Source organism: Streptococcus oralis (genome assembly GCF_023109315.1).
GTDB lineage: Bacteria > Bacillota > Bacilli > Lactobacillales > Streptococcaceae > Streptococcus > Streptococcus oralis_BS.
Genome location: NZ_JALDUF010000004.1, coordinates 113868 through 135549 on the forward strand (window position 1 = coordinate 113868; position 21682 = coordinate 135549).

Annotated in this window: 25 protein-coding genes; 21 read left to right on the top strand and 4 right to left on the bottom strand. The window is 41.2% G+C overall.

Going from position 1 to position 21682, the window contains the following annotated elements; genetic code table 11:
- Nucleotide 1: 1 nt before the first annotated feature.
- The gene (gene cibA / locus M1F74_RS06295; RefSeq protein ID WP_000180842.1) at nucleotides 2–184 is read right to left on the bottom strand and encodes a fratricide two-peptide bacteriocin subunit CibA; all 183 of its coding nucleotides are present in this window, start codon (nucleotides 182–184) and stop codon (nucleotides 2–4) included.
- Between the two features lie 190 nt (nucleotides 185–374).
- Here cibA and tsaB point away from each other — a divergent pair, with 190 nt between their 5' ends.
- The 16 genes from tsaB to dltD all read left to right on the top strand — a co-directional run bounded on the left by tsaB (nucleotide 375) and on the right by dltD (nucleotide 14293).
- A complete protein-coding gene (gene tsaB / locus M1F74_RS06300) occupies nucleotides 375–1058 on the top strand; it encodes a tRNA (adenosine(37)-N6)-threonylcarbamoyltransferase complex dimerization subunit type 1 TsaB (protein WP_247946606.1) in 684 nt (227 codons plus the stop codon).
- Nucleotides 1055–1492, top strand: coding sequence for a ribosomal protein S18-alanine N-acetyltransferase (rimI, locus tag M1F74_RS06305; protein ID WP_247946607.1), 438 nt, complete (start codon nucleotides 1055–1057; stop codon nucleotides 1490–1492). The genes tsaB and rimI overlap by 4 nt, the downstream gene beginning before the upstream one ends.
- Nucleotides 1482–2492 (top strand): tRNA (adenosine(37)-N6)-threonylcarbamoyltransferase complex transferase subunit TsaD, encoded by a 1011-nt coding sequence (tsaD, locus tag M1F74_RS06310; protein ID WP_247946608.1) that lies wholly within the window; start codon nucleotides 1482–1484, stop codon nucleotides 2490–2492. The genes rimI and tsaD overlap by 11 nt, the downstream gene beginning before the upstream one ends.
- 113 nt (nucleotides 2493–2605) lie before the next feature.
- Nucleotides 2606–3469 carry an XRE/MutR family transcriptional regulator gene (locus M1F74_RS06315; RefSeq protein ID WP_061588578.1) on the top strand — a complete coding sequence of 288 codons (864 nt, stop codon included), beginning with the start codon at nucleotides 2606–2608 and terminating at the stop codon, nucleotides 3467–3469.
- Nucleotides 3470–3753: 284 nt separating this feature from the next.
- On the top strand, nucleotides 3754–3972 hold the full coding sequence (locus tag M1F74_RS06320; protein ID WP_007520857.1) for a hypothetical protein: 219 nt from the start codon (nucleotides 3754–3756) through the stop codon (nucleotides 3970–3972).
- Nucleotides 3973–3990: 18 nt separating this feature from the next.
- Nucleotides 3991–4665, top strand: a complete 675-nt coding sequence (locus M1F74_RS06325) for a CPBP family intramembrane glutamic endopeptidase (protein ID WP_061588579.1) — start codon at nucleotides 3991–3993, stop codon at nucleotides 4663–4665.
- 141 nt (nucleotides 4666–4806) lie between these two features.
- Nucleotides 4807–5397: a hypothetical protein gene (locus M1F74_RS06330; protein ID WP_061588580.1), complete on the top strand. Its 591-nt coding sequence runs from the start codon at nucleotides 4807–4809 to the stop codon at nucleotides 5395–5397.
- 154 nt (nucleotides 5398–5551) lie between these two features.
- Nucleotides 5552–6247 (top strand): AzlC family ABC transporter permease, encoded by a 696-nt coding sequence (locus M1F74_RS06335; RefSeq protein WP_081102826.1) that lies wholly within the window; start codon nucleotides 5552–5554, stop codon nucleotides 6245–6247.
- Nucleotides 6237–6560: an AzlD domain-containing protein gene (locus M1F74_RS06340; RefSeq protein WP_000253936.1), complete on the top strand. Its 324-nt coding sequence runs from the start codon at nucleotides 6237–6239 to the stop codon at nucleotides 6558–6560. Before M1F74_RS06335 ends, M1F74_RS06340 begins: the two co-directional genes overlap by 11 nt.
- 102 nt (nucleotides 6561–6662) lie before the next feature.
- Nucleotides 6663–7505 (top strand): amino acid ABC transporter substrate-binding protein, encoded by an 843-nt coding sequence (locus tag M1F74_RS06345; protein WP_049502808.1) that lies wholly within the window; start codon nucleotides 6663–6665, stop codon nucleotides 7503–7505.
- 153 nt (nucleotides 7506–7658) lie between these two features.
- Nucleotides 7659–8513: a MetQ/NlpA family ABC transporter substrate-binding protein gene (locus M1F74_RS06350; protein ID WP_247946609.1), complete on the top strand. Its 855-nt coding sequence runs from the start codon at nucleotides 7659–7661 to the stop codon at nucleotides 8511–8513.
- Nucleotides 8514–8637: 124 nt separating this feature from the next.
- Entirely contained in the window at nucleotides 8638–10011 is a 1374-nt protein-coding gene (locus tag M1F74_RS06355; protein ID WP_247946610.1) for a M20 family metallopeptidase, read from the top strand.
- Nucleotides 10004–11065 carry a methionine ABC transporter ATP-binding protein gene (locus M1F74_RS06360; RefSeq protein ID WP_247946611.1) on the top strand — a complete coding sequence of 354 codons (1062 nt, stop codon included), beginning with the start codon at nucleotides 10004–10006 and terminating at the stop codon, nucleotides 11063–11065. Before M1F74_RS06355 ends, M1F74_RS06360 begins: the two co-directional genes overlap by 8 nt.
- 1 nt (nucleotide 11066) lies before the next feature.
- Nucleotides 11067–11759, top strand: a complete 693-nt coding sequence (locus M1F74_RS06365) for a methionine ABC transporter permease (RefSeq protein ID WP_000137507.1) — start codon at nucleotides 11067–11069, stop codon at nucleotides 11757–11759.
- A 159-nt stretch (nucleotides 11760–11918) separates the two neighbouring features.
- Nucleotides 11919–13073 (top strand): D-alanyl-lipoteichoic acid biosynthesis protein DltB, encoded by a 1155-nt coding sequence (gene dltB / locus M1F74_RS06370; RefSeq protein ID WP_247946612.1) that lies wholly within the window; start codon nucleotides 11919–11921, stop codon nucleotides 13071–13073.
- A gap of 47 nt (nucleotides 13074–13120) precedes the next feature.
- Nucleotides 13121–14293 (top strand): D-alanyl-lipoteichoic acid biosynthesis protein DltD, encoded by a 1173-nt coding sequence (gene dltD / locus M1F74_RS06375; RefSeq protein WP_057488843.1) that lies wholly within the window; start codon nucleotides 13121–13123, stop codon nucleotides 14291–14293.
- A gap of 174 nt (nucleotides 14294–14467) precedes the next feature.
- On the opposite strand, the gene M1F74_RS06380 is transcribed toward dltD, so the two are convergent.
- Nucleotides 14468–15037, bottom strand: coding sequence for an MptD family putative ECF transporter S component (locus tag M1F74_RS06380; RefSeq protein ID WP_000739514.1), 570 nt, complete (start codon nucleotides 15035–15037; stop codon nucleotides 14468–14470).
- A gap of 133 nt (nucleotides 15038–15170) precedes the next feature.
- Between M1F74_RS06380 and M1F74_RS06385 the strand changes: the two genes are divergently transcribed.
- The 5 genes from M1F74_RS06385 to nrdI all read left to right on the top strand — a co-directional run bounded on the left by M1F74_RS06385 (nucleotide 15171) and on the right by nrdI (nucleotide 19871).
- Nucleotides 15171–15785, top strand: a complete 615-nt coding sequence (locus M1F74_RS06385) for a YesL family protein (RefSeq protein WP_247946613.1) — start codon at nucleotides 15171–15173, stop codon at nucleotides 15783–15785.
- Complete coding sequence (locus tag M1F74_RS06390) at nucleotides 15763–17433, top strand: sensor histidine kinase (RefSeq protein WP_247946614.1); 1671 nt, start codon at nucleotides 15763–15765, stop codon at nucleotides 17431–17433. The genes M1F74_RS06385 and M1F74_RS06390 overlap by 23 nt, the downstream gene beginning before the upstream one ends.
- 11 nt (nucleotides 17434–17444) lie before the next feature.
- Nucleotides 17445–18731, top strand: a complete 1287-nt coding sequence (locus tag M1F74_RS06395) for a response regulator transcription factor (protein WP_247946615.1) — start codon at nucleotides 17445–17447, stop codon at nucleotides 18729–18731.
- Between the two features lie 58 nt (nucleotides 18732–18789).
- Nucleotides 18790–19323: an ABC transporter permease gene (locus M1F74_RS06400; protein WP_000740035.1), complete on the top strand. Its 534-nt coding sequence runs from the start codon at nucleotides 18790–18792 to the stop codon at nucleotides 19321–19323.
- 77 nt (nucleotides 19324–19400) lie between these two features.
- Complete coding sequence (gene nrdI / locus M1F74_RS06405; protein ID WP_000724242.1) at nucleotides 19401–19871, top strand: class Ib ribonucleoside-diphosphate reductase assembly flavoprotein NrdI; 471 nt, start codon at nucleotides 19401–19403, stop codon at nucleotides 19869–19871.
- An 81-nt stretch (nucleotides 19872–19952) separates the two neighbouring features.
- Here nrdI and M1F74_RS06410 read toward each other — a convergent pair whose 3' ends face one another.
- Together M1F74_RS06410 and M1F74_RS06415 are read right to left on the bottom strand one after the other, a co-directional pair.
- Entirely contained in the window at nucleotides 19953–21215 is a 1263-nt protein-coding gene (locus M1F74_RS06410) for an NRAMP family divalent metal transporter (RefSeq protein ID WP_057488838.1), read from the bottom strand.
- Nucleotides 21216–21412: 197 nt separating this feature from the next.
- The gene (locus tag M1F74_RS06415) at nucleotides 21413–21658 is read right to left on the bottom strand and encodes a hypothetical protein (protein ID WP_033584793.1); all 246 of its coding nucleotides are present in this window, start codon (nucleotides 21656–21658) and stop codon (nucleotides 21413–21415) included.
- Between the last annotated feature and the right edge of the window lie 24 nt (nucleotides 21659–21682).

The window sequence follows — 21682 nt, forward strand, 5'->3', positions numbered from 1 at the left end:
ACTAACCTCCTAAAAAATAACCAGCTGCCAAACCAGAACCTACAAGTGCTGTTCCACCTGCAATAGCTTTCCAAGATACTGCTACTCCAAAGATAACTAAGGGAGCGAGACCACCATCAATATCTGATAATTCGTTTTCAGATAACGATAAAAATTGATTGTCAAGAACGTCAAAATTTGTCATTGAACTTTCCTCCTTTTTTCTTGTTCACTTATATATTCGGAAAAGATAGGAAAAATGTAAAATTTTTTTGAATTTTTGTACTGTCCTCTTTGTCTAAGTGGTAGGATCCTTTTGTTTCAAAACAAAGAAAATTCCCATGCGCTGGCTTTTGTAGTATAATAGTAAGCAGACAAAAAGATAGGAATGTGTTATGAAAGTATTAGCTTTTGATACGTCCAGCAAGGCTCTATCTCTCGCTATTTTAGAGGACAAGCAGGTTCTTGCTGAGACGACGATTAATATCAAGAAAAATCACAGTATTACCCTCATGCCTGCCATCGATTTTTTGATGGCAAGTTTGGACTGGACACCCAAGGATTTGGACCGAATCGTGGTAGCTGAAGGACCAGGTAGTTATACTGGCTTACGAATCGCGGTAGCAACTGCCAAGACCTTGGCTCATACTCTAAAAATCGAGTTAGTTGGCATGTCAAGTCTCTTGGCTCTCGTGCCACGCCAACAAGAAGGCTTACTTGTTCCCTTGATGGATGCGCGTCGCAACAATGTTTATGCAGGATTTTATGAAAATGCCAAACCTGTCATGCCAGAAGCACACCTGTCCTTTGCGGAAGTGCTAGAAAAAGTCAGGGATGCTGAACAGGTAACCTTTGTCGGAGAAGTTGGAGCCTTTGTGGAACAAATCCAAGAACAACTACCACAAGCCAGCTACCAAGAAACCTTGCCAAATGCAGCTAATCTAGCTCTTTGGGCCTGGGATAAGGAAGCAGACTCCTTGCACGACTTTGTGCCAAATTACCTCAAACGTGTTGAGGCTGAGGAAAACTGGCTCAAGAACCACACCGAGTCTGGCGAGTCTTACATTAAACGCCTATGATAGAAATCAAAAGAATCCAAAGACAGCCTGACCTGGCTCAAGCTATCTATGCTGTTATGGCAGCTGTTTACCCAGTCAGTCCTTGGACTTTGGAGCAAATCCAAGCAGACCTGTCCCAAGACCAGACTTGGTACGCTCTGGCTTATGATGGGACAGAAGTGATTGGCTTTCTAGCCGTTCAGGAGAATCTTTTTGAAGCAGAAGTCCTACAAATCGCTGTCAAAAAAGTCTATCAGGGTCAGGAAATTGCGTCAGCCTTGTTTGCTCAATTGCCAGTAGACAAGGAGATTTTCCTTGAAGTCAGAAAGTCAAACCAACGAGCGCAAGCATTTTACAAGAAAGAAAAGATGGCGATTATCGCTGAGCGAAAGGCTTACTATCATGACCCAGTCGAGGACGCCATCATCATGAAGAGAGAAGTAGATGAAGGATAGATATATTTTAGCATTTGAGACATCTTGTGATGAGACCAGTGTCGCCGTACTGAAAAATGACGATGAGCTCTTGTCCAATGTCATTGCGAGTCAAATTGAGAGTCACAAACGTTTTGGGGGCGTAGTGCCAGAAGTGGCCAGTCGTCACCATGTCGAGGTTATTACAGCCTGCATCGAGGAGGCATTAGCAGAAGCAGGGATTACCGAAGAGGATGTAACAGCTGTTGCGGTCACCTACGGACCAGGATTGGTCGGAGCACTGCTAGTTGGTTTGTCAGCTGCCAAGGCCTTTGCTTGGGCTCATGGACTTCCGCTGATTCCCGTTAACCACATGGCTGGGCACCTCATGGCAGCTCAGAGTGTGGAGCCGTTGGAGTTTCCCTTGTTAACCCTCTTAGTCAGTGGTGGGCACACAGAGTTGGTCTATGTTTCTGAGGCTGGGGATTATAAGATTGTTGGGGAAACGCGGGATGATGCAGTTGGTGAGGCCTATGATAAGGTCGGCCGTGTCATGGGCTTGACCTATCCAGCAGGTCGCGAGATTGATGAGCTAGCTCATCAGGGGCAGGATATTTATGACTTTCCTCGTGCTATGATTAAGGAAGACAATCTGGAGTTCTCATTCTCAGGTTTGAAGTCTGCCTTTATCAATCTTCACCACAATGCCGAGCAAAAGGGAGAAAGCTTGTCCAAGGAAGACCTGTCAGCGTCCTTCCAAGCAGCAGTCATGGATATTCTTATGGCCAAAACCAAGAAAGCCATAGAAAAATACCCTGTTAAAACCCTAGTCGTAGCCGGTGGCGTGGCAGCCAATAAAGGTCTCAGAGAACGCCTAGCAGCTGAAATCACAGATGTCAAGGTCATCATCCCACCCCTGCGCCTTTGTGGAGACAATGCCGGTATGATTGCCTATGCCAGTGTCAGCGAGTGGAATAAAGAAAACTTTGCAGGCTTGGATCTAAATGCTAAGCCGAGTCTCGCCTTTGATATCATGGAATAAAGAGTCAGCTTGAAGCTGGCTTTTTAACTCCAGAAAATGTCAGAATATTTTGACAAAACTGTAAAAATGATGATATAATATGATATAATATGTAAAAATTAGGAGGTGGTCAGATGATTGAGAGAATGGAATTGGGAGAATTTTACAAGGAATTACGTTTGGCGAGAAAACTCAAGCAGTCAGATGTGGCTTGTGAGGGCCTGACAGCATCCCAGTTATCCAAGTTTGAACTGGGACAGTCTATGCTGTCTGCAGATAAACTGATACTAGCTATCCAAGGGATAAATGTGACCTTCGATGAGTTTGGACACAAGCTTAATAACTATCAGGAATCCCCACATATGCGAATCGGTCGAAAGGTTGTAAATCGTTTTGCCCATCAAGATATAGCGGGTTTAGAGCAACTGTTGGAGGAAGTCAAACAAGAACAGATGGCGCAGACCTATCGTCGTTTAAACGCTATTGTAATCAAAGATGCCATCCATTCCTTAGATAAAAACTATCCGCTAGAAGAGGAGGATAGCGAGTTTTTAACTACTTACCTCTATGCTATCGAGTCTTGGACCTGGTTTGAACTCTATATTTTTTGCAATACCATGCCCTTCTTGAGCAACCAAGATCTAATCTTTTTATCAACCTCTTTACTTGAAAAATCCAAGGAATTTAAAGAGTTAGTACACAATCGATTGTATATGAAAAGTGGATTTCTGAATATTATATCAGAACTCATGGAGCGCAAGCTTTTCTCCTACATCCCAATCTTTGAAGCCGAGTTGGAGAGTATACTGCGTCCATACGATGTTTTTGAGAAATTATTGTGGCAGTTTTTAAAGAAGATGAGCATTTTCCTTCAAACTAAGGGGAGCAATCAAAAAGAGATTGAAAGCTATCTCCAATCTCTGCAAGTATTAGAAAATCCACAATTAACCGCTCTTTTTGAATTACGCTTCCAACAATACAAAGAGCTTATCGATTAGTTAGAAAAGGTGAAATGATAATAATATCAGCAACGATTGTCAATAATGTTAAGACTTGTTTCTTCATTTTGTATCCTCCTATCTAATAGTAACCATATTATATCAGTGAAAGAGTCAATTCTATAAAAATCGCAAATGTGAAATTTCTATAAGAAAAAATATCAAATATGCGATTTTCTAAAATGTGGTGATTTCCGTGTTATACTATCCTTGTAAATCATTTGAAGCAAATCCTAGGTCGCAGGAGTGGTTTACAAATAAAAATAATTGAAGGAGTGTAAATGATGTTGAATTTACAATATGCAGAAACAATGGAACTGACAGAAGCTGAGTTGGAGAAGGTTTACGGTGGAGATTTTGTGTATACTGCCAATATCCCAGGAGGAGGTGGTGGAACTGCTCTACCGATTTGGGGAGGTGGAGGTATTGGACCAAGCCCTTACGGAGCTTTTGATTGGATGAAAGGACTCTGGGCAGGCTTGGCTGAAAGAAGACGTAAATAAAACTTAAAAGGATCGACTATGAAAAGGAAAGAAACGAAATTTTATTTAGGGACAATTTTGGTACTCGTGTCCTATTACTCGATTTTTAATCTTGTAGCAAAATTAGACTCAGTGAACCAGTTATCCGATTTTGGATTTTATGGGATTCAAATTTTACTTATAGTAATTGAGGGAATTACTGCTACTATGGTTCTTGTCAAGAGTCAACGTTGGAAAGATTATGGTCGCTTCGAGTTTCGTTGGCCCTATCTAGTTATCTTCTTTCTTTCCTTTATATTGATGTTTTTGTGGGTAAATATAACGACTCAGATCTTCCCCAGTACGCAAAATGGGAGTGCAATAGTGAAAGAAGCAGCTAATTTGACAGGAATTAGTTACTTTGTAACGCGCATTCTCTATGGCAGTCTCATTGCTCCGATAGTTGAAGAATTGGTCTTTCGTGGGCTTCTGATGACAGCACTATCTAAATTGAAAAAGTACTATATAGATGTCATCGTTTCCCCTACTCTCTTTAGTCTCATTCATGTTTTGCAGTATGGATGGGTGTTAACAGACTTCATCATTTATGCTGGAGCAGGTCTGCTACTCTGTATATTTTTTCGTTATACACGTTCAGTTTATTGGTCAATAGCACTCCACATCTTGTGGAATAGCTTCTTAATCATTGTCAGTTTACTGGTGTTTGGGTATTAGGTTTAGCAGAATTTTTAACATCGTATAAATAAGACTGGCTTCTCAGTCTTTTTCTTATTATGGCGGTTTGTCACTTACCCTTCACAGCATCCGACTCTATCAAAGTTTGTCAATCATAGAGTTTTTTTGTATAGTAGATATATGAAAAATACAAAAATAATCAGTAGTTTGCTTGCTCTTGGAGCTTTACTCATGCTTTTATCAGCTTGCCAGAATATCAAAAAGACACCACTGGTCTTGTTTGAATCCCTTTCGTTCGGTATTTCTCCTAAATCTGTTGAAGAAGTATTTGGAAAGGTAAGCGAGGTGGAGGAAGAAGAGGAAACGGCCTATCGCGACACTTGGCGCGCAGAAGATCCGTATTTCTATAAAACAGGTCGCCTTTTCTATCACTATGAGCAGATTAATTTGAAAGGCTATACTGGTCGAGCAACCTTTACATTTTCAAAAACGCATCGCTTGGAAACAGTAGCGGCTTATTTCCCCGTTGCCTCAAAAGCTGAGCAGCAAGCATTGCTCGATAACTTATCCCAGACTGTAAAAAAAGAGCTTGAAGAACTCCCAGATTACCAGTCCATGACAACTGAGACAGTAGGCATCTATGATGACGGTTATCGCTACAAGGTCAAGTTAAAAGGACAACAGTGGGAACTCTGGGTTGATGTCTATCCAACAGAAAATAAATATGCTACAGACACAGAAACCGATAAGTATACTATCCGAGTGGATTAATTTCTCATGTATCCATGATGCTTCCTCTTCAGCACTTTTTCTGGCAATAGGTTTCGAATCCGAAACTTTTTTCTCTTCTTTGAATATGTTATAATAGTCCGTGCTGTGGCTGTGATGACGAACAGCCTCAATTGGAGAGAATATGAGGAGAAGGATGAAAGAAAAAGGATTTTGGGAAGGTGTTCAGGCGGCCATGCCGACTGCTCTTGGCTATGTCAGCATTGGTCTAGCCTGTGGGATTATTGGTGCGCCTTATGTGACACCTGTTGAGATGGGCTTGATGAGCCTCTTTGTTTATGCTGGGAGCGCCCAGTTTGCCATGTTGGCACTGATTGCAGTACAAGCGCCTGTGGCAGCTATTGCTATGACTGTCTTTTTGATCAACTTGCGACTCTTTTTGCTGAGCTTGCATGCATCGACCTATTTCCGTCATACTAGTCTCTGGCAAAATATCGGTATGTCCAGTCTCCTGACAGATGAGACCTATGGGGTTTTGATGGGAGAATTAGCCCATACAGATAAGGTCCATCCTATGTGGATGCACGGGAATAATCTCAATAGTTATGTAGCCTGGTTTATTGGGACAGTTGCGGGGACAGCTTTAGGTGGGCTTCTTCCAAATCCTGAAGTCTTTGGCTTGGACTTTGCCCTTGTCGGAATGTTTATCGGGATTTTTACTTCGCAATTTCAGATTATGCAAAGACGGGTTCCTGTACGGAATTTGCTGTGGATCCTAGCCGTTGTTGCGGTGTCCTTCTTTTTGCTCTTGACAGTAGTGTCTCAGTCGCTAGCTGTTTTGTTTGCGACCTTGCTAGGTTGTACTATGGGGGTGGTCTTAGATGGTCAGTAAATATCTTTTGTTAGCCGTTATCTTTTCAGGACTAGTGACTTGGATTCCCCGTATGATTCCCTTCATATTGGTTAAGTACAAGGGATTGCCAGCTATCGTCGAGCGTTTTTTGAAGTTTTTGCCTGTTTCCATTATCTTTGCCTTGATCCTTTCAAGCGTAGTGACTGGCAAGGTTGGGAGTCTTCCTCAAATCAAATGGCTGGACTTTTTAGCAGTCTTTCCAACGGCTTGGGTAGCCTTTCGCTACCGCAATCTAGTGGGTACGGTTCTTTTTGGAGTGGTCTTGATTGCAGTCTTGCGTCTGGTCTTTTAGTCAGCCATAAAAAAAACCTATCACCGAGATAGGTATCATATAATGGCGAAAAAAAATATTTTCTGTTAAGATAAGATTGTATTCTATTTTGGAGGAAATATCATGAAAAAAATCGTTAAGTATTCATCACTTGCTGCCCTAGGACTTGTTGCCGCAGGTGTATTGGTAGCTTGCTCAGGCGGTGAAAAGAAAGATGCTGCATCTGGTGAAGCAACATCTAGTAAAAAAGAAATTATCGTTGTAACCAATGCTACACCAAAACCATTCAACTATGAAGAAAATGGCGAATTGACTGGTTACGAGATTGAAGTGGTTCGCGCTATCTTTAAAGATTCTGACAAGTATACTGTCAAGTTTGAGAAGACAGAGTGGTCAGGTGTTTTTGCAGGACTTGATGCTGATCGTTACCAAATGGCTGTTAGCAACATCAGCTACACTAAAGAACGTGCTGAAAAATACCTTTATGCAGCTCCAACTGCTAAAAACCCTAACGTTCTTGTAGTGAAAAAAGATGACTCTAGCATCAAATCGTTTGATGATATCGGTGGAAAATCAACAGAAGTTGTTCAAGGAACAACATCTGCTAAACAGCTAGAAGACTACAACAAACAACACTCAGATAACCCAACTATCCTTAACTACGTTAAAGGGGACTTCCAACAAATCATGGTACGTTTGAGTGATGGCCGATTTGACTACAAGATTTTTGATAAAATCGGTGTAGAGACAGTCATCAAGGACCAAGGTTTGGATAACTTGAAAGTTATCGAACTTCCAAGCGACCAACAACCTTACGTATACCCACTTCTTGCCAAAGGTCAAGATGAGTTGAAGGCATTTGTGGACAAACGCATCCAAGAATTATATAAAGATGGAACCCTTGAAAAGCTATCTCAACAGTTCTTTGGCGGTTCTTATCTGCCAGCAGAAGCTGATATTAAATAAATTTTTAAATCATCCATTCTCTGGTAGATGGATGATTTTCCATTCTGTAGGTATATAGTTTCAAACTATAGGTCTTCCTATCTATTAACAATTTGCGAAATCAAATAAAGTATGAGATACTATTACGGTATTATTTTTAAAGGAGAAAGAATCATGAAAATCAAAAAATGGTTAGGCGTAGCAGCTATCGCTACAGTCGCAGGTTTGACTCTTGCAGCTTGCGGAAATTCAGAAAAGAAAGCAGACAACGAAACAGTTGTCAAAATTGCAACAGTTAACCGTAGCGGTTCTGAAGAAGCGCGTTGGGACAAAGTCCAAGAATTGGTTGAAAAAGATGGCATTAAATTGGAATTCACAGAGTTCACAGACTACTCACAACCAAACAAGGCAACTGCTGACGGTGAAGTTGACTTGAACGCTTTCCAACACTACAACTTCTTGAACAACTGGAACAAAGAAAACGGGAAAGATCTTGTAGCGATTGCAGATACGTACATCTCACCAATCCGCCTTTACTCAGGTAAAAATGGAGAAGAAAACAAGTACACCAAAGTGGAAGAAATCCCAGATAACGGTGAAATTGCCGTACCAAACGATGCAACAAACGAAAGCCGTGCGCTTTACTTGCTTCAATCAGCTGGCTTGATCAAATTGGATGTTTCTGGAACTGCACTTGCAACAGTTGCGAACATCACAGAAAATCCAAAGAACTTGAAAATTACTGAATTGGACGCTAGCCAAACAGCTCGTTCATTGTCATCAGTTGATGCTGCTGTTGTAAACAATACCTTCGTTACAGAAGCAAAATTGGACTACAAGAAAGCACTCTTCAAAGAACAGGCTGATGAAAATTCAAAACAATGGTACAACATCATCGTTGCGAAAAAAGATTGGGAATCATCGCCTAAGGCTGATGCTATCAAGAAAGTGATCGCGGCTTACCACACTGATGAAGTGAAAAAAGTTATCGAAGAAACATCAGACGGTTTGGACCAACCAGTTTGGTAATAAGAAACAGGGAGGTGGGAGAGAAAATTCCACCTCTTGCTTTTGTCTAGATTGTTGGTTTTGAAGAAGATGATCTTGTAGTCCGTCCATAGACACAAGTCCTCAGTAGAAAGTGAGAGAAAAAATGGTTTTTCCTAGCGAACAAGAACAGATTGAAAAATTTGAAAAGGATCATGTAGCCCAACATTATTTTGAAGTTTTGCGTACCTTGATTTCCAAGAAATCAGTCTTTGCCCAGCAGGTCGGGCTCAGGGAAGTCGCAAACTATCTGGGTGAGATTTTCAAGCATGTGGGAGCTGAAGTCGAGATTGATGAGAGCTACACGGCGCCTTTTGTCATGGCGCATTTCAAGAGTTCGCGTCCAGATGCTAAGACCTTGATCTTCTATAACCACTATGACACCGTACCAGCGGATGGAGATCAGATCTGGACAGAGGATCCCTTTACACTTTCTGTTCGAAATGGCTTTATGTATGGGCGTGGGGTTGACGACGACAAGGGCCATATCACGGCTCGTTTGAGCGCTCTGAGAAAATATATGCAGCACCATGATGACCTGCCTGTCAATATCAGCTTTATCATGGAGGGAGCGGAGGAATCCGCTTCTATGGATTTAGATAAGTATTTAGAGAAACACGCAGACAAACTTCGTGGAGCAGATTTGCTAGTTTGGGAGCAAGGAACTAAAAATGCCTTAGAGCAATTAGAAATTTCTGGTGGGAACAAGGGAATCGTAACCTTTGATGCCAAGGTGAAAAGTGCGGATGTGGACATTCACTCGAGTTATGGTGGTGTCGTGGAGTCAGCACCATGGTATCTTATCCAGGCCTTAAGTAGCCTACGCGCTGCAGATGGCCGTATCTTGGTTGAAGGCTTGTACGAGGATGTGCAAGAGCCAAATGAACGGGAGTTAGCCTTGGTTGATACCTATGCACAGGGCAATCCAGAGGAAATCAGTCGCATTTACGGCTTGGAATTGCCTCTCTTACAAGAGGAGCGCGCTGCCTTTCTCAAACGTTTCTTTTTCGAGCCCGCCCTCAATATAGAAGGATTCCAGTCTGGTTATCAAGGGCAAGGGGTTAAAACGATTTTGCCAGCAGAAGCTAATGCCAAGTTAGAAGTTCGTCTGGTTCCTGGCTTAGAACCGCATGATGTTCTGGAAAAAATTCGGAAACAGCTAGACAAAAATGGTTTTGATAAGGTAGAATTATATTATACCTTGGGAGAGATGAGCTATCGAAGCGATATGAGTGCGCCAGCCATTCTCAATGTGATCGAATTGGCCAAGAAATTCTACCCTCAGGGCGTATCGGTCTTACCGACAACAGCGGGAACAGGACCTATGCATACGGTCTTTGACGCCCTAGAGGTACCTATGGTGGCCTTCGGTCTGGGAAATGCCAATAGCCGAGACCACGGTGGAGATGAAAATGTGCGAATCGCCGATTACTACACCCATATTGAATTAGTAGAGGAGCTGATTAGAAGCTATGAGTAGAGATATTATCAAGTTAGATCAGATCGATGTGACTTTTCACCAAAAGAAAAGAACCATCACAGCGGTTAAGGATGTGACTATTCACATCCAAGAAGGGGATATCTACGGAATCGTTGGATATTCTGGAGCAGGGAAATCAACCCTTGTACGGGTGATTAACCTCTTGCAAAAGCCATCTGCAGGAAAAATTACCATTGATAACGACGTCATTTTTGATGGCAAGGTGACCTTGACGGCAGAGCAGCTGCGTCGTAAACGTCAGGATATCGGGATGATTTTCCAGCATTTTAACCTGATGAGTCAAAAGACAGCAGAGGAAAATGTAGCCTTTGCCCTTAAACACTCTGGACTCAGCAAGGAAGAAAAGAAGGCCAAAGTAGCTAAGTTGTTAGACTTAGTTGGCCTTGCAGATCGTGCTGAAAACTACCCTTCACAACTATCTGGAGGGCAAAAACAGCGTGTAGCTATTGCGCGTGCCTTGGCAAATGATCCGAAAATTTTGATTTCAGATGAGTCAACGTCTGCCCTTGACCCTAAGACAACCAAGCAGATTTTGGCCTTGTTACAAGACTTGAACCAAAAATTAGGCTTGACCGTTGTTCTGATTACACACGAAATGCAGATTGTCAAAGACATTGCCAACCGTGTGGCAGTCATGCAGGATGGGCATTTGATTGAAGAGGGCAGTGTCCTTGAAATCTTCTCAGATCCTAAACAGCCTTTGACCCAGGACTTTATCTCAACTGCGACAGGTATTGATGAAGCCATGGTCAAGATTGAGAAGCAAGAAATCGTAGAGCATTTATCTGAGAACAGTATCTTAGTGCAGCTCAAGTATGCAGGTGCTTCGACAGACGAACCACTTTTGAATGAATTGTACAAGCGTTACCAAGTAACGGCTAATATCCTCTATGGAAATATCGAAATTCTCGATGGGACTCCTGTTGGAGAATTGGTTGTGGTCTTGTCAGGTGAAAAAGCAGCACTAGCAGGTGCTCAAGATGCCATCCGTCAGGCTGGTGTGCAGTTAAAAGTATTGAAGGGAGGACAGTAAGATGACAGAGTTGATTCAAACTTATTTACCAAATGTCTATAAGATGGGCTGGGCTGGTCAGGCAGGCTGGGGAACGGCTATCTACCTAACTCTTTATATGACAGTTCTTTCCTTCATCATCGGAGGGTTCTTGGGGCTGGTAGCAGGTCTCTTCCTTGTCTTGACAGCGCCAGGCGGTGTCTTGGAAAATAAGGTTATCTTTTGGATTTTAGACAAGATCACCTCCATTTTCCGTGCGGTTCCTTTCATCATCCTCTTGGCAATCATGTCGCCACTTTCTCACTTGATTGTGAAGACGAGTATCGGGCCAAATGCAGCCCTTGTCCCACTTTCTTTTGCAGTCTTTGCCTTCTTTGCCCGTCAGGTGCAGGTGGTCTTGGCTGAGCTGGATGGCGGTGTCATTGAGGCGGCTCAAGCGAGCGGAGCGACCTTCTGGGACATCGTGGGTGTTTATCTATCAGAAGGTCTTCCAGATTTGATTCGTGTGACGACAGTGACCTTGATTTCCCTTGTTGGGGAAACGGCTATGGCGGGAGCAGTTGGTGCTGGTGGTATCGGTAACGTAGCCATTGCTTATGGATTTAACCGTTACAATCACGATGTGACCATCTTGGCAACCATCATTATCATCTTGATTATCTTTACAATCCAGTTCTTGGGAGATTTCTTGACCAAGAAACTAAGTCATAAATAATGGAAGGAGCCCAACGGGACTCCTTTTTGTTTTCTCACCAAAATGCAAGAAGAGTAAAGCTTCTTTTTAGAAATATGCTATAATAAAGAAAGGTCCCTCAATTAGCAAATCAGAAAGTTTGCTGTCGAAGGGATGATAATGTAAAGGAGTTTGGCTGGTATGAATTATTTCGAGGGGAATGATTTCTTCCTTCTCTTGTTTGTAGTTTTACTGATTGGTTTTGTGGTAAACTTTTTTGAAAAACGTAAGGACTACTATATTTTGACGCTCTCCCTCTTATTTGCAGGAGCTATCTATGGTAAGAGTCGAGCGATGATTGTCTATTTACTCTCCTTTATCGTTTACCAGTATTTTCTGGTTTTTCTAGCGCAGAGGATAGAGGCAAAGAGGCTGAAACCACTGGTTTTCCTTTCCATTCTTCCTTTGGTAATCAATAAAGTCTTTGCCCTGACTTCTCTGCATTTGTTGGCCTTTATTGGAATTTCTTACATGTCCTTTAAGACCATTCAGATCATGCTAGAAATATCGGATGGCTTGATCAAAGAAAAAATCAGTGTAAAAGATTATCTACAGTTTTTGCTCTTTTTCCCAACAGTTAGTGCTGGTCCAATTGATCGGAGTAGGAGATTTTTAAAAGAGATAAACGAGGTCATGCCCCGAAAAGAGTATCTAGAGTTAGCAGGGGACGGTGTGTATCGTATCGTTCTAGGCCTTTTTTACAAGGTTGTTTTATCAACCTATGTTTACCAGATGTTACTTGCTCTAAATAATACTGGCACAGTCGTTTACTCAATCAAGTATATGTACCTCTATACCTTGTATCTGTTCTTTGACTTTGCAGGCTATAGTCTAATGGCCGTTGGAAGTAGCAACATCCTAGGTATTCAGACACCGATGAACTTTAACAAACCTTTCTTGAGTGTTGATATCAAGGATTTTTGGACCAGATGGCATATCACCTTGTCGACCTGGCTGAGAGATTTTGTATTTTCAAGAGTATTGATGCAGGTTATCAGGAAAAAATGGTTTAAAAATAGACTACACAATGCAACCTATGCCTATATGGTCAATATGTTGGTCATGGGTTTTTGGCATGGTCTTAGCGTTAGCTACATTGTTTATGGTTTTTACCATGGTGTCTTGATGGCTGGATTTGAAGTGTATCAAAAGAAAAGCAATTTTTATAAGAAAAATAAAAACAAAAATTGGTATAAGCTACTAAGTTGGTTTGTGACCATGAATTTGGTTATGATTGGTTTCTTTATCTTTTCAGGTGAACCCTATAAAATCTTACTTACGATTTTAAAGAGATAAGAGATTGAAAAGAAATCGGACAGATCGAAGGGATAGGATAAAACGAGATGATTAAATTAAAAGCATTTTTACTATCGCTTGTGCTCGTAATTGCGACGCTTGCCCTTTTAAATGTGACATATGTCAAGAAGATTGATGATTATTATAAAGTCAAGGATAACAGTATTCGTTATAGCACCTCGTATGAAAAATATAAAAGTAGAGATATTTTAACAAGCAATATTACTCCCAATACATTGGTTCTAATGGGTTCTTCAGAGTTGGTTGCGACGATAAATGAAGACTATCATCCAAATAAAATTTTTAACTACAACGATTTTAATATCATGCAGATTGGGACTAGTTATTCTCAAAACATCATTCAGGCTTCTACTTTAGCCTCTATTGAAGGATCTATGAGTAAGCGAAAAGTGGCTATAGTAGAGTCGGTTCAGTGGTTTGAAAAAGATGGGACCCATCAAGATGCTTTTTTGAACAAGGCTTCTCAGGAACATATTTTCCACATGCTAGATAATGACAAGATTAGTAAGGAAACGAAAGAAAAACTAATCAATCGCATTATCGAGATTACCAAGGGGAACAAGCAACAAAATGATATCTACAAAAAATACAAAAGTTATTTCATAGATGGGAAAGGAACCATTGTTGATAAAAAACTATTAGAGTTAGATAACGCGATGTATTCCTTTAAGCTCAAACAGACTTTTTACCAAAAACATGCTAAATCAGATTATCCTTCACTAGGAGACAAAACCCCAGACTATGATTGGCAGAAGATGACGGATCAGTTTGTGGAAGAGGTCAAAAAGAAAACAGACAATAATGACTATGCTGTTGATAATAACTACTACAATACTTACTTAAAAGATCGCTATGCATCGCTGAAAGATTCCAATAAAGATTTGAGCTATCTGGAGTCACCAGAATATTCAGATATGGAACTCTTCTTGACAGTTGCCAAAGAATTGGGCATTGAAGTTGAGGTTATTATTTTCCCAGTAAACGGGAAATGGAATGACTACACAGGAGTCTCAAGAGAGATGCGAGAAAAAACTTATAAAAAAATAGAAGATGTCGCAAAAAGCCATGGTGCAACGGTACTAAACTATGGAAACAGAGAGTATGATGATTACTTTTTATTTGACGTGATGCACGTTGGGGTGAAAGGATGGATGGAAGTTGAAAAAGAACTTTACAAATTTGCAAACCAAGCTAACTAACACACATCGTTTAATCTTGTGGACACTATTTTTCTATACGGTTATCTTGAGCATCGTGATTTACTGTTTTGTGACCGATTTTTCGAATATTCAAGAATTTATCTATAGTGAATTCTAAGATTGTATACAAAAAGGCCCTGGAACTAGGCATTGCTAGTCTTCAGGGCTTTTAGCTTATAGTTTATCGGCAATTTTTTGACTTAGAAATTGCCCAATCAAAGCACCCATCAAGGCGCCTAGGAGGATGCTTACGACAAAGAGAAGGATTTTGTCCAACTCTGGAGCGACCATGATACGGTCAATGTATTCTTGGGATTTCCCACGCGCAAGTAAGGTGGCCATGTAAGCTTTGGGACGGATCCACATGAGGAAGATAGGGCCACTTGTGCTAAAAGCAAAGACGAGGAAGGAGAGGGTGTTTTTGATTCGGTCTTTGTAGTTTCCGAGACGAGCGATGGCGTCTGCTGCAAGACCACAAGCGAGTCCTGGGAGAAAGGCACCAGCGCCATGCTTGCTAGCTAGGAAGAAAAGTGCCATAAAAAGTCCCAGAGTGGTGATAGCGCCAAAACGCGGGACCTTCGTCAAAAGAAGCATGTAGACACTGCCACCGACAAGTGCAGAAAAGGCAGGTGCGTAGAACATATTGCCTGTTTGGTCGACCAAGTGTCCTAGTAAGACTCCAATCCCTACACAGAGAAAGTAGAGGACGGCGGCCAAGAGGGTGGTTAAGATATTTTTCTTCATGAGAACCTCCTTGATGCGAATTAACAAAACCAATTGTATCACGCTTTTTGAGGATTGTAAATGGGAGTTCTATATTTTTGAAAACGTTTGAAATATGATATAATAGTTACATCGTTAGTTTAAGGAGAGTAGCATGGGAAAATTTCTAGAATTCGTCTTTAATCGTATTTTTTTGGGAATGATGGCGACAGCTTATTTCTGGCTATTAACATTAGCAGGAGGAGTAGTCTTTGGTTTGGCACCAGCTAGTGCCACCCTTATGAGTTTGTATGCGGAGCATGGGTATACCTATCGAGCATACCATTTGAAGGAAGCTTGGGAATTGTATAAGAGCAATTTTGTCAAGAGTAATCTGGCTTTCTATAGTTTTGTGTTTGTTGATCTTGTCCTAGTTTATGGTTTGTATCTTCTAGTTCAATTGCCCCACCAGACGATTTTCCATCTCTTGGCGACCTTTCTCAATGTCCTTGTAGTTGCTCTTGTTTTTCTAGCCTACACTGTTTCCTTGAAACTTCAGGTGTACTTTGATTTATCCTACCAAAACACTTTGAAACTATCCCTTATCGGGATTTTTATGAGCTTACCTGCGATTGCCAAGGCTTTACTCGGGTCCGCTCTCCTTGTAGGAGTTGGTTATTATATGCCTGCCTTGCTCTTTTTTGTAGGAATTGGAATGTGGCATTTCTTTATCAGTGATATGTTGGAACCTATTTATGAAAGTATCCATGAAAAATTGGCGACAAAATAGAATGAAGCAGTTCTGGCTTCACTCTCTTTTACGGATTTATAGTTTGGTTATGATCGTGGTCATTGCCAGTTTTGCGATTATGCTATCGTATGCTGACTGGGACTCGCGTGAGAAAGAGGCCCAACGGGTTGCAGAACGTGTGACCACTCGGACAGTGAGTGAAGTGGAATACTATCACAGAGAGTCAACCCGACTTGCTCAGTCTTTGGTTGAAAATCAAGCCCGAATTGAAGGGATTTACAAGTATTTCAGTCTCAGCACACCAGACTACTTCTATTGGCAATTAGAGCGTAAAACTTCGCCTTATATTTCTGTATCCCTGTATGAAAATATTGATAATATCTATGTTCGGAATGATTTTGTGACTGGAGTGGCTATTGTCCTTCAGGACTATAAGGAAGTGTATGTTTCGACTAGAGAAAAACGCAGCGGAGAGAAAGTTCCTGCGGAGGATTTTAAGCCGACAGCCAACAGTTTTGCCATTCCTGTTTCCGATCCTGTGTCTGACAAGGATTTAGGAGTGATCTATATCTCCTTATCGCCAAATGTTCTTCATGGAGCTATTGACAATACAAGGGGCCATATCCCGATGGCTGTAACAGTAACTTCTCCTTTTGAGACCGAGATGTTCCATATTGGGGAGAAGGTATCAGCCGAGAGGGAGAACTGGTTTGTAGGTGTCACCTCTCACGGTTATCAGGTTCGAGCTGCTGTTCCTAAAAATTTTGTTCTTACAGGAACTTTGACGAGTTCAGCTATCATTATTGGGCTAAGTATCCTCTTTATCATCATTTTGTACGTGACTCTTAGACAGACTTTTTCAAATTACCAAAAACAAGTCGTAGACCTAGTAGATTCGATAGAGGTGATTGCTCAAGGAGAAGAAGGCCTTCGAATCGATACCTCTGAAAAAGACCAAGAGTTGCTTCTCATTGCAGAAACAACCAATGATATGTTGGATCGTCTGGAAAAAAATATCCACGATATCTATCAGCTAGAGCTCAGTCAAAAGGATGCCAATATGCGAGCTCTACAAGCTCAAATTAATCCTCACTTTATGTACAATACTCTGGAGTTTTTACGGATGTATGCCGTCATGGCAAGTCAGGATGAACTGGCAGATATTATCTATGAATTTAGTAGCTTGTTACGCAACAATATCTCCGACGAGCGGGAAACGACGTTGAAGCAAGAGTTGGAATTTTGTCGAAAATATAGCTATCTCTGTATGGTGCGTTATCCTAAATCCATTGCCTATGGTTTCAAGATTGCACCAGAATTGGAAGAAATGAGAATTCCAAAATTTACACTCCAACCATTAGTGGAAAACTACTTTGCCCATGGTGTTGACCATCGCAGAACAGATAATGTCATCAGTATCAAAGCCTTGAAGGGCCAAGGATTCGTTGAAATCCTAGTAGTAGATAATGGTCGAGGAATGCCCGCTGAGAAATTAGCTAGCTTGCAAGAAAAATTAGCTCAACGAAGTTTTGAACACGAAGCAAGCTATAGTGGAGAGCGGCAATCAATTGGAATAGTAAATGTACACGAACGCTTTGTTCTCTACTTTGGGGATCGCTACCAAATCAGTGTAGAGTCAGCTGAGCAAGAAGGCGTTCGTTACCATATCACTATCCAGGATGAATAGAAAGGGTAGAAATGTATAAAGTTTTATTAGTAGACGATGAGTACATGGTGACAGAGGGGCTCAAGCGATTAATCCCCTTTGAAAAATGGGATATGCAAGTCGTCGCAACAGCTAATCACGCAGATGATGCTTTGGACTATGTTAAGAAAAATCCAGTAGATGTGGTCATTTCCGATGTCAACATGCCAGATAAGACCGGACTTGAGATGATTAGGGAAATGAAAGAGCTACTTCCAGATACCTATTATATCTTGCTGTCTGGTTATCAGGAGTTTGACTACGTCAAGAAAGCCATGAACCTTAGTGTCGTGGATTATCTGGTCAAGCCAGTAGACAAGGTGGAGTTGGGCCATTTATTAGAAAAGATTGCGCATCAGCTTCAGGAAAAGGTGGAGCAAAGTCAGACCCTCAGTCAAGAATTGGATGAGACAGGATTTACGAACTACCTATCAGGTAAAGACAGCTGGTGGATTGGTCTATCCAAGGAAAAGCAGGGCTCTTTTACCATTCCTTACTATGTTTTGGGGCAAGACTGGCAGATTTTCATCTCTGATCAACCGCTCGATGGCATCGTCGTGACACCATTTGAAGCACCCTACCAGCAGTCCTTTGAGAATTGGAAGATCAATGCTGAAAAAGCCCTCTTCTACGGTTCTGTCAATCTAGAAAAATCCGAGAGTCTATTTGCTTATTACGAACCGATTTATCGCGTGATTATCCAAGGAAATATCAATCAAATCATCGAGGAATTAACCCTGCTGGAGAAGGTTGTTTTGAAGAATACTCCGCGCGTGGCCATCACGAAGCAGCTCTTCACCCAGTTTGTCATGGATGTCTTTCATTTATTTGAACACCTAAAAGCAGATGATATGACGGAGATTGTCAAAGCCATCCATGCCATTAACTCCTTTGAAGAATTGGTTGCCTATATCAAAGAAACCTTGACCAAGTTCTTTGGCCAGTACCGCATGAATGAAAATGTGGTGAGCGTTCTGGAGGTGATTGGGCGTGATTATCAGAAAGAGCTCTCGCTTAAGGATATCAGCAAGGATCTCTTTATCAATCCTGTCTATCTCGGTCAGCTAATCAAGAGAGAAACTAACTCAACCTTTGCGGAATTGCTCAATAAACAGCGAATTAAGGCGGCGCAACAGCTCTTACTTTCGACTAGTGATAGCATCGAAGATATTTGCTATGCAGTTGGCTATAGTAATGTTGGATATTTCTACAAGGTTTTCCGTAAATTGTGCGGAAAATCACCGAAAGCCTATCGGAAACAAGTTGAAACCAGTTTGTAAAAGTTGTATTCCTGTACAAAAAATGCTATAATGTTCAAAATATCTTATGGAGGAAAACATGAAAAAGAATCCTATTTATCTTTGGGTTTTGTTAGTCCTATCAGCCCTCATTTCATCTATGTCACTATTTGGAATCTTGAGTCCATTGCCAAGTAAAGATGCTCTTCGTGCTAGCCTGGCGAATAGCGGGACGCTTACTGCCCAGCAATTAGAAGACACGGTCAACTATACTTACAAAGTGTCAGAATCCTCTCACTCTATTTTTAATATGTTGTTGATTGTTTTATCTGCAATTTTAGTTGTAGTAGCCTTTGTGTTTCTCGTACGTAAAAACGTACAATTCGCAAACTATACTTATGTTGGCTATGTTCTACTAGCTATTGTTGGTTTGGTTTATAGCTATATGAACGTTCAAGATGCAGTCCAATTAATCAAAGATAGTGCCCTTGGCTTAGGAATGGGAGCATTAGCAAAAGGAACGAATATTTTGTTCATCATCATCAATGTTCTCTTTTTAGCCTTAGTCTTTTACAAGATGTGGCGCCAACAAAAGGACTTGGCTGAGGAAGTTGAAGCAGAAGAAGCTGCCTAAGTATTGACAAAAAAGAACTATCAAGTTACAATTTTGGTAGTTCTTTTTATATCGTAAACATAAAAATCGAGGTCAACATGAAAAAAATATCCTTAGTGTATATCAGTCTGAGTGGGAATACAGAAAGTTTTGTAACCCGACTCAAGGACTATCTCTTGTCCCAGTACGAAGGGATTGAGGTCCAAAAAATCCATATCAAGGACCTAGTCAAGGAAGGTCAAGAATTCTTTGAAATGGAACATCCCTATATCGCTTTTTTGCCGACCTATCTAGAAGGTGGGAACGGCGTCGATAACGGCGATGTTGAGATTCTAACGACTCCAGTGGGCGACTTTATCGCCTATGGGGACAATGCTAGTAAGTGTTTTGGGGTAGTGGGATCTGGTAATCGCAATTTTAACAATCAATACTGCCTGACAGCCAAGCAGTATAGTCAGCGCTTTGGTTTCCCAGTTTTGGCTGACTTTGAAATGCGTGGTATGCTGGGAGATATTAAAAAGGTCGCAGCAATCATTGCAGATTTGTATGAGTTAGAAACAGAAAAATAAAGTAGTACTGAGAGGCAGTTGAGATTTTCAACTGCTTTTTGTGTATACAAAAAGCACCCCGTAAGGGTGCCATTTTATAAACTATCCTGCTTTGCCGATAGCAAGTGCATAGATAAAGAAGATAGCGAAGCCAAAGAGGAAAATCAATCCTGCGATAGCGAGGAGTTTTAGCCAGGAAGGAAGATTTTTATTCTCACGTGTCACCAATACATAGTTCAAAAGAGCGAAGAATGGTGTTGTCAGGAAAGAACCGATCATGGCAAAGCGAAGCATGGTTGAAACTTGACCAGCAAAGAACTTGATGATGACAATACCGATAATAGCTGTGAGGGTCATCCAGATGTTCAAAGATTTGCTATCATCCTCTTTTTGACTTAGCAAGAGTCGTAGGGAAACCTGATTAACGCGAGAATAGCCATCAATAACAGTAATGACTGTTCCAAAGATACAGAGAAAGGCGATGAAGGTGATCAAATAACGGGACCATTCTCCAAGAACAGAGGCATACATACCCACGAATTGAGAGATGTATTTGGCTGAAGCGGCTTCAACTGCTTGTCCTGTAGGATACTGAATGAGTGCTCCGAGTGCTACAAAGAATACAGCCAGGATAGCAGTTCCGATGTAACCAACGTTAAAGTCGAAAAGGGCGTCCTCTGTATTAAAGTTGACAGTCTTTTTCTTTTCAGCAGACCAGAGTGAGTTGATGGCTGAAATTTCAATAGGGGCAGGCATCCATCCTAAGAGGGAAACGATAAAAGGGAGGGCTGCCATTTGCCAAGGTGTCTTCTCGACAAAATCAGAGCTGTATTCTGGATGCTTAATTGCTGCAATGATAACTGCAAGAACTGTTGCAATGGTCAAAGCAGACATAATCCATTTTGCCATACCATCCAACAGTTTGTAGCCACCAAAGAGTAGCATGGCCCAAATGACTGCAACAAGGATGAGGGACCATTGAGTGATGCTAAGACCGATCATTGGAAAAGCGCTAGCGATGATGGCTGAGCAAAGGATAGCGACTCCAGCTGTATTGACCATAGCAGAGAAAACATTGAGGACAAAGAAAATCCAGAGATAGAGTTTTCCTTTTTCAGCATAGCCTTCGACCAAGGTTTTGCCAGTGTCGGCAGTATATTCGGCACCAAAACGGAAAAATGGATATTTAAAGACATTGGCCAAGATAACTAAGAGGAGTAGTGACCAACCATAAGAACCACCAGCTTGAGTGGAGGATACGATGTGAGAACCTCCAACGGCGGCAGAAGCCATTAGGATTCCTGGCCCCATTGCCTTTAGTTTGCTTGCCCAGGTTGACTGGTTTGATAACGTAACTTGTGACATAATAAACGCTCCTATTTTTGAATTTTCAGAATAATCTGAATAGGTAGCTTCTATTTTACAAAAAACTTAAAAGAAATGCAAGAATATTTTGAAAAAATACAGAAAATTACAGAAAACTTTACATGCATTAATGAAATTTCTCCAAGGAGAATATGGTAAGCCTAAAAAATCCGAGAAGAAAGCTTCTCGGATTTTGATTATTTCAATTGATCTGTAACGTCTTTTGAGAGCAACATTCCCAAATGGTAAGTTTTATTGATATGTGCAATAACATCATTGATATTTTCAGTCGTGTGAATTTTCTCTTTGATGTCAGACCTAAATGTCTCGTCCTTCAAGAGTTGCTCTTGGTAGAGTTTTTGCAATCTTTCCTTCTCGTACTTATTGAGCAGAAAAAGGAAAACCAAGCTAATTATAACGAGGATATAAGCATATTGGCTCATAAGGAATCTCCCATATGATAAAGA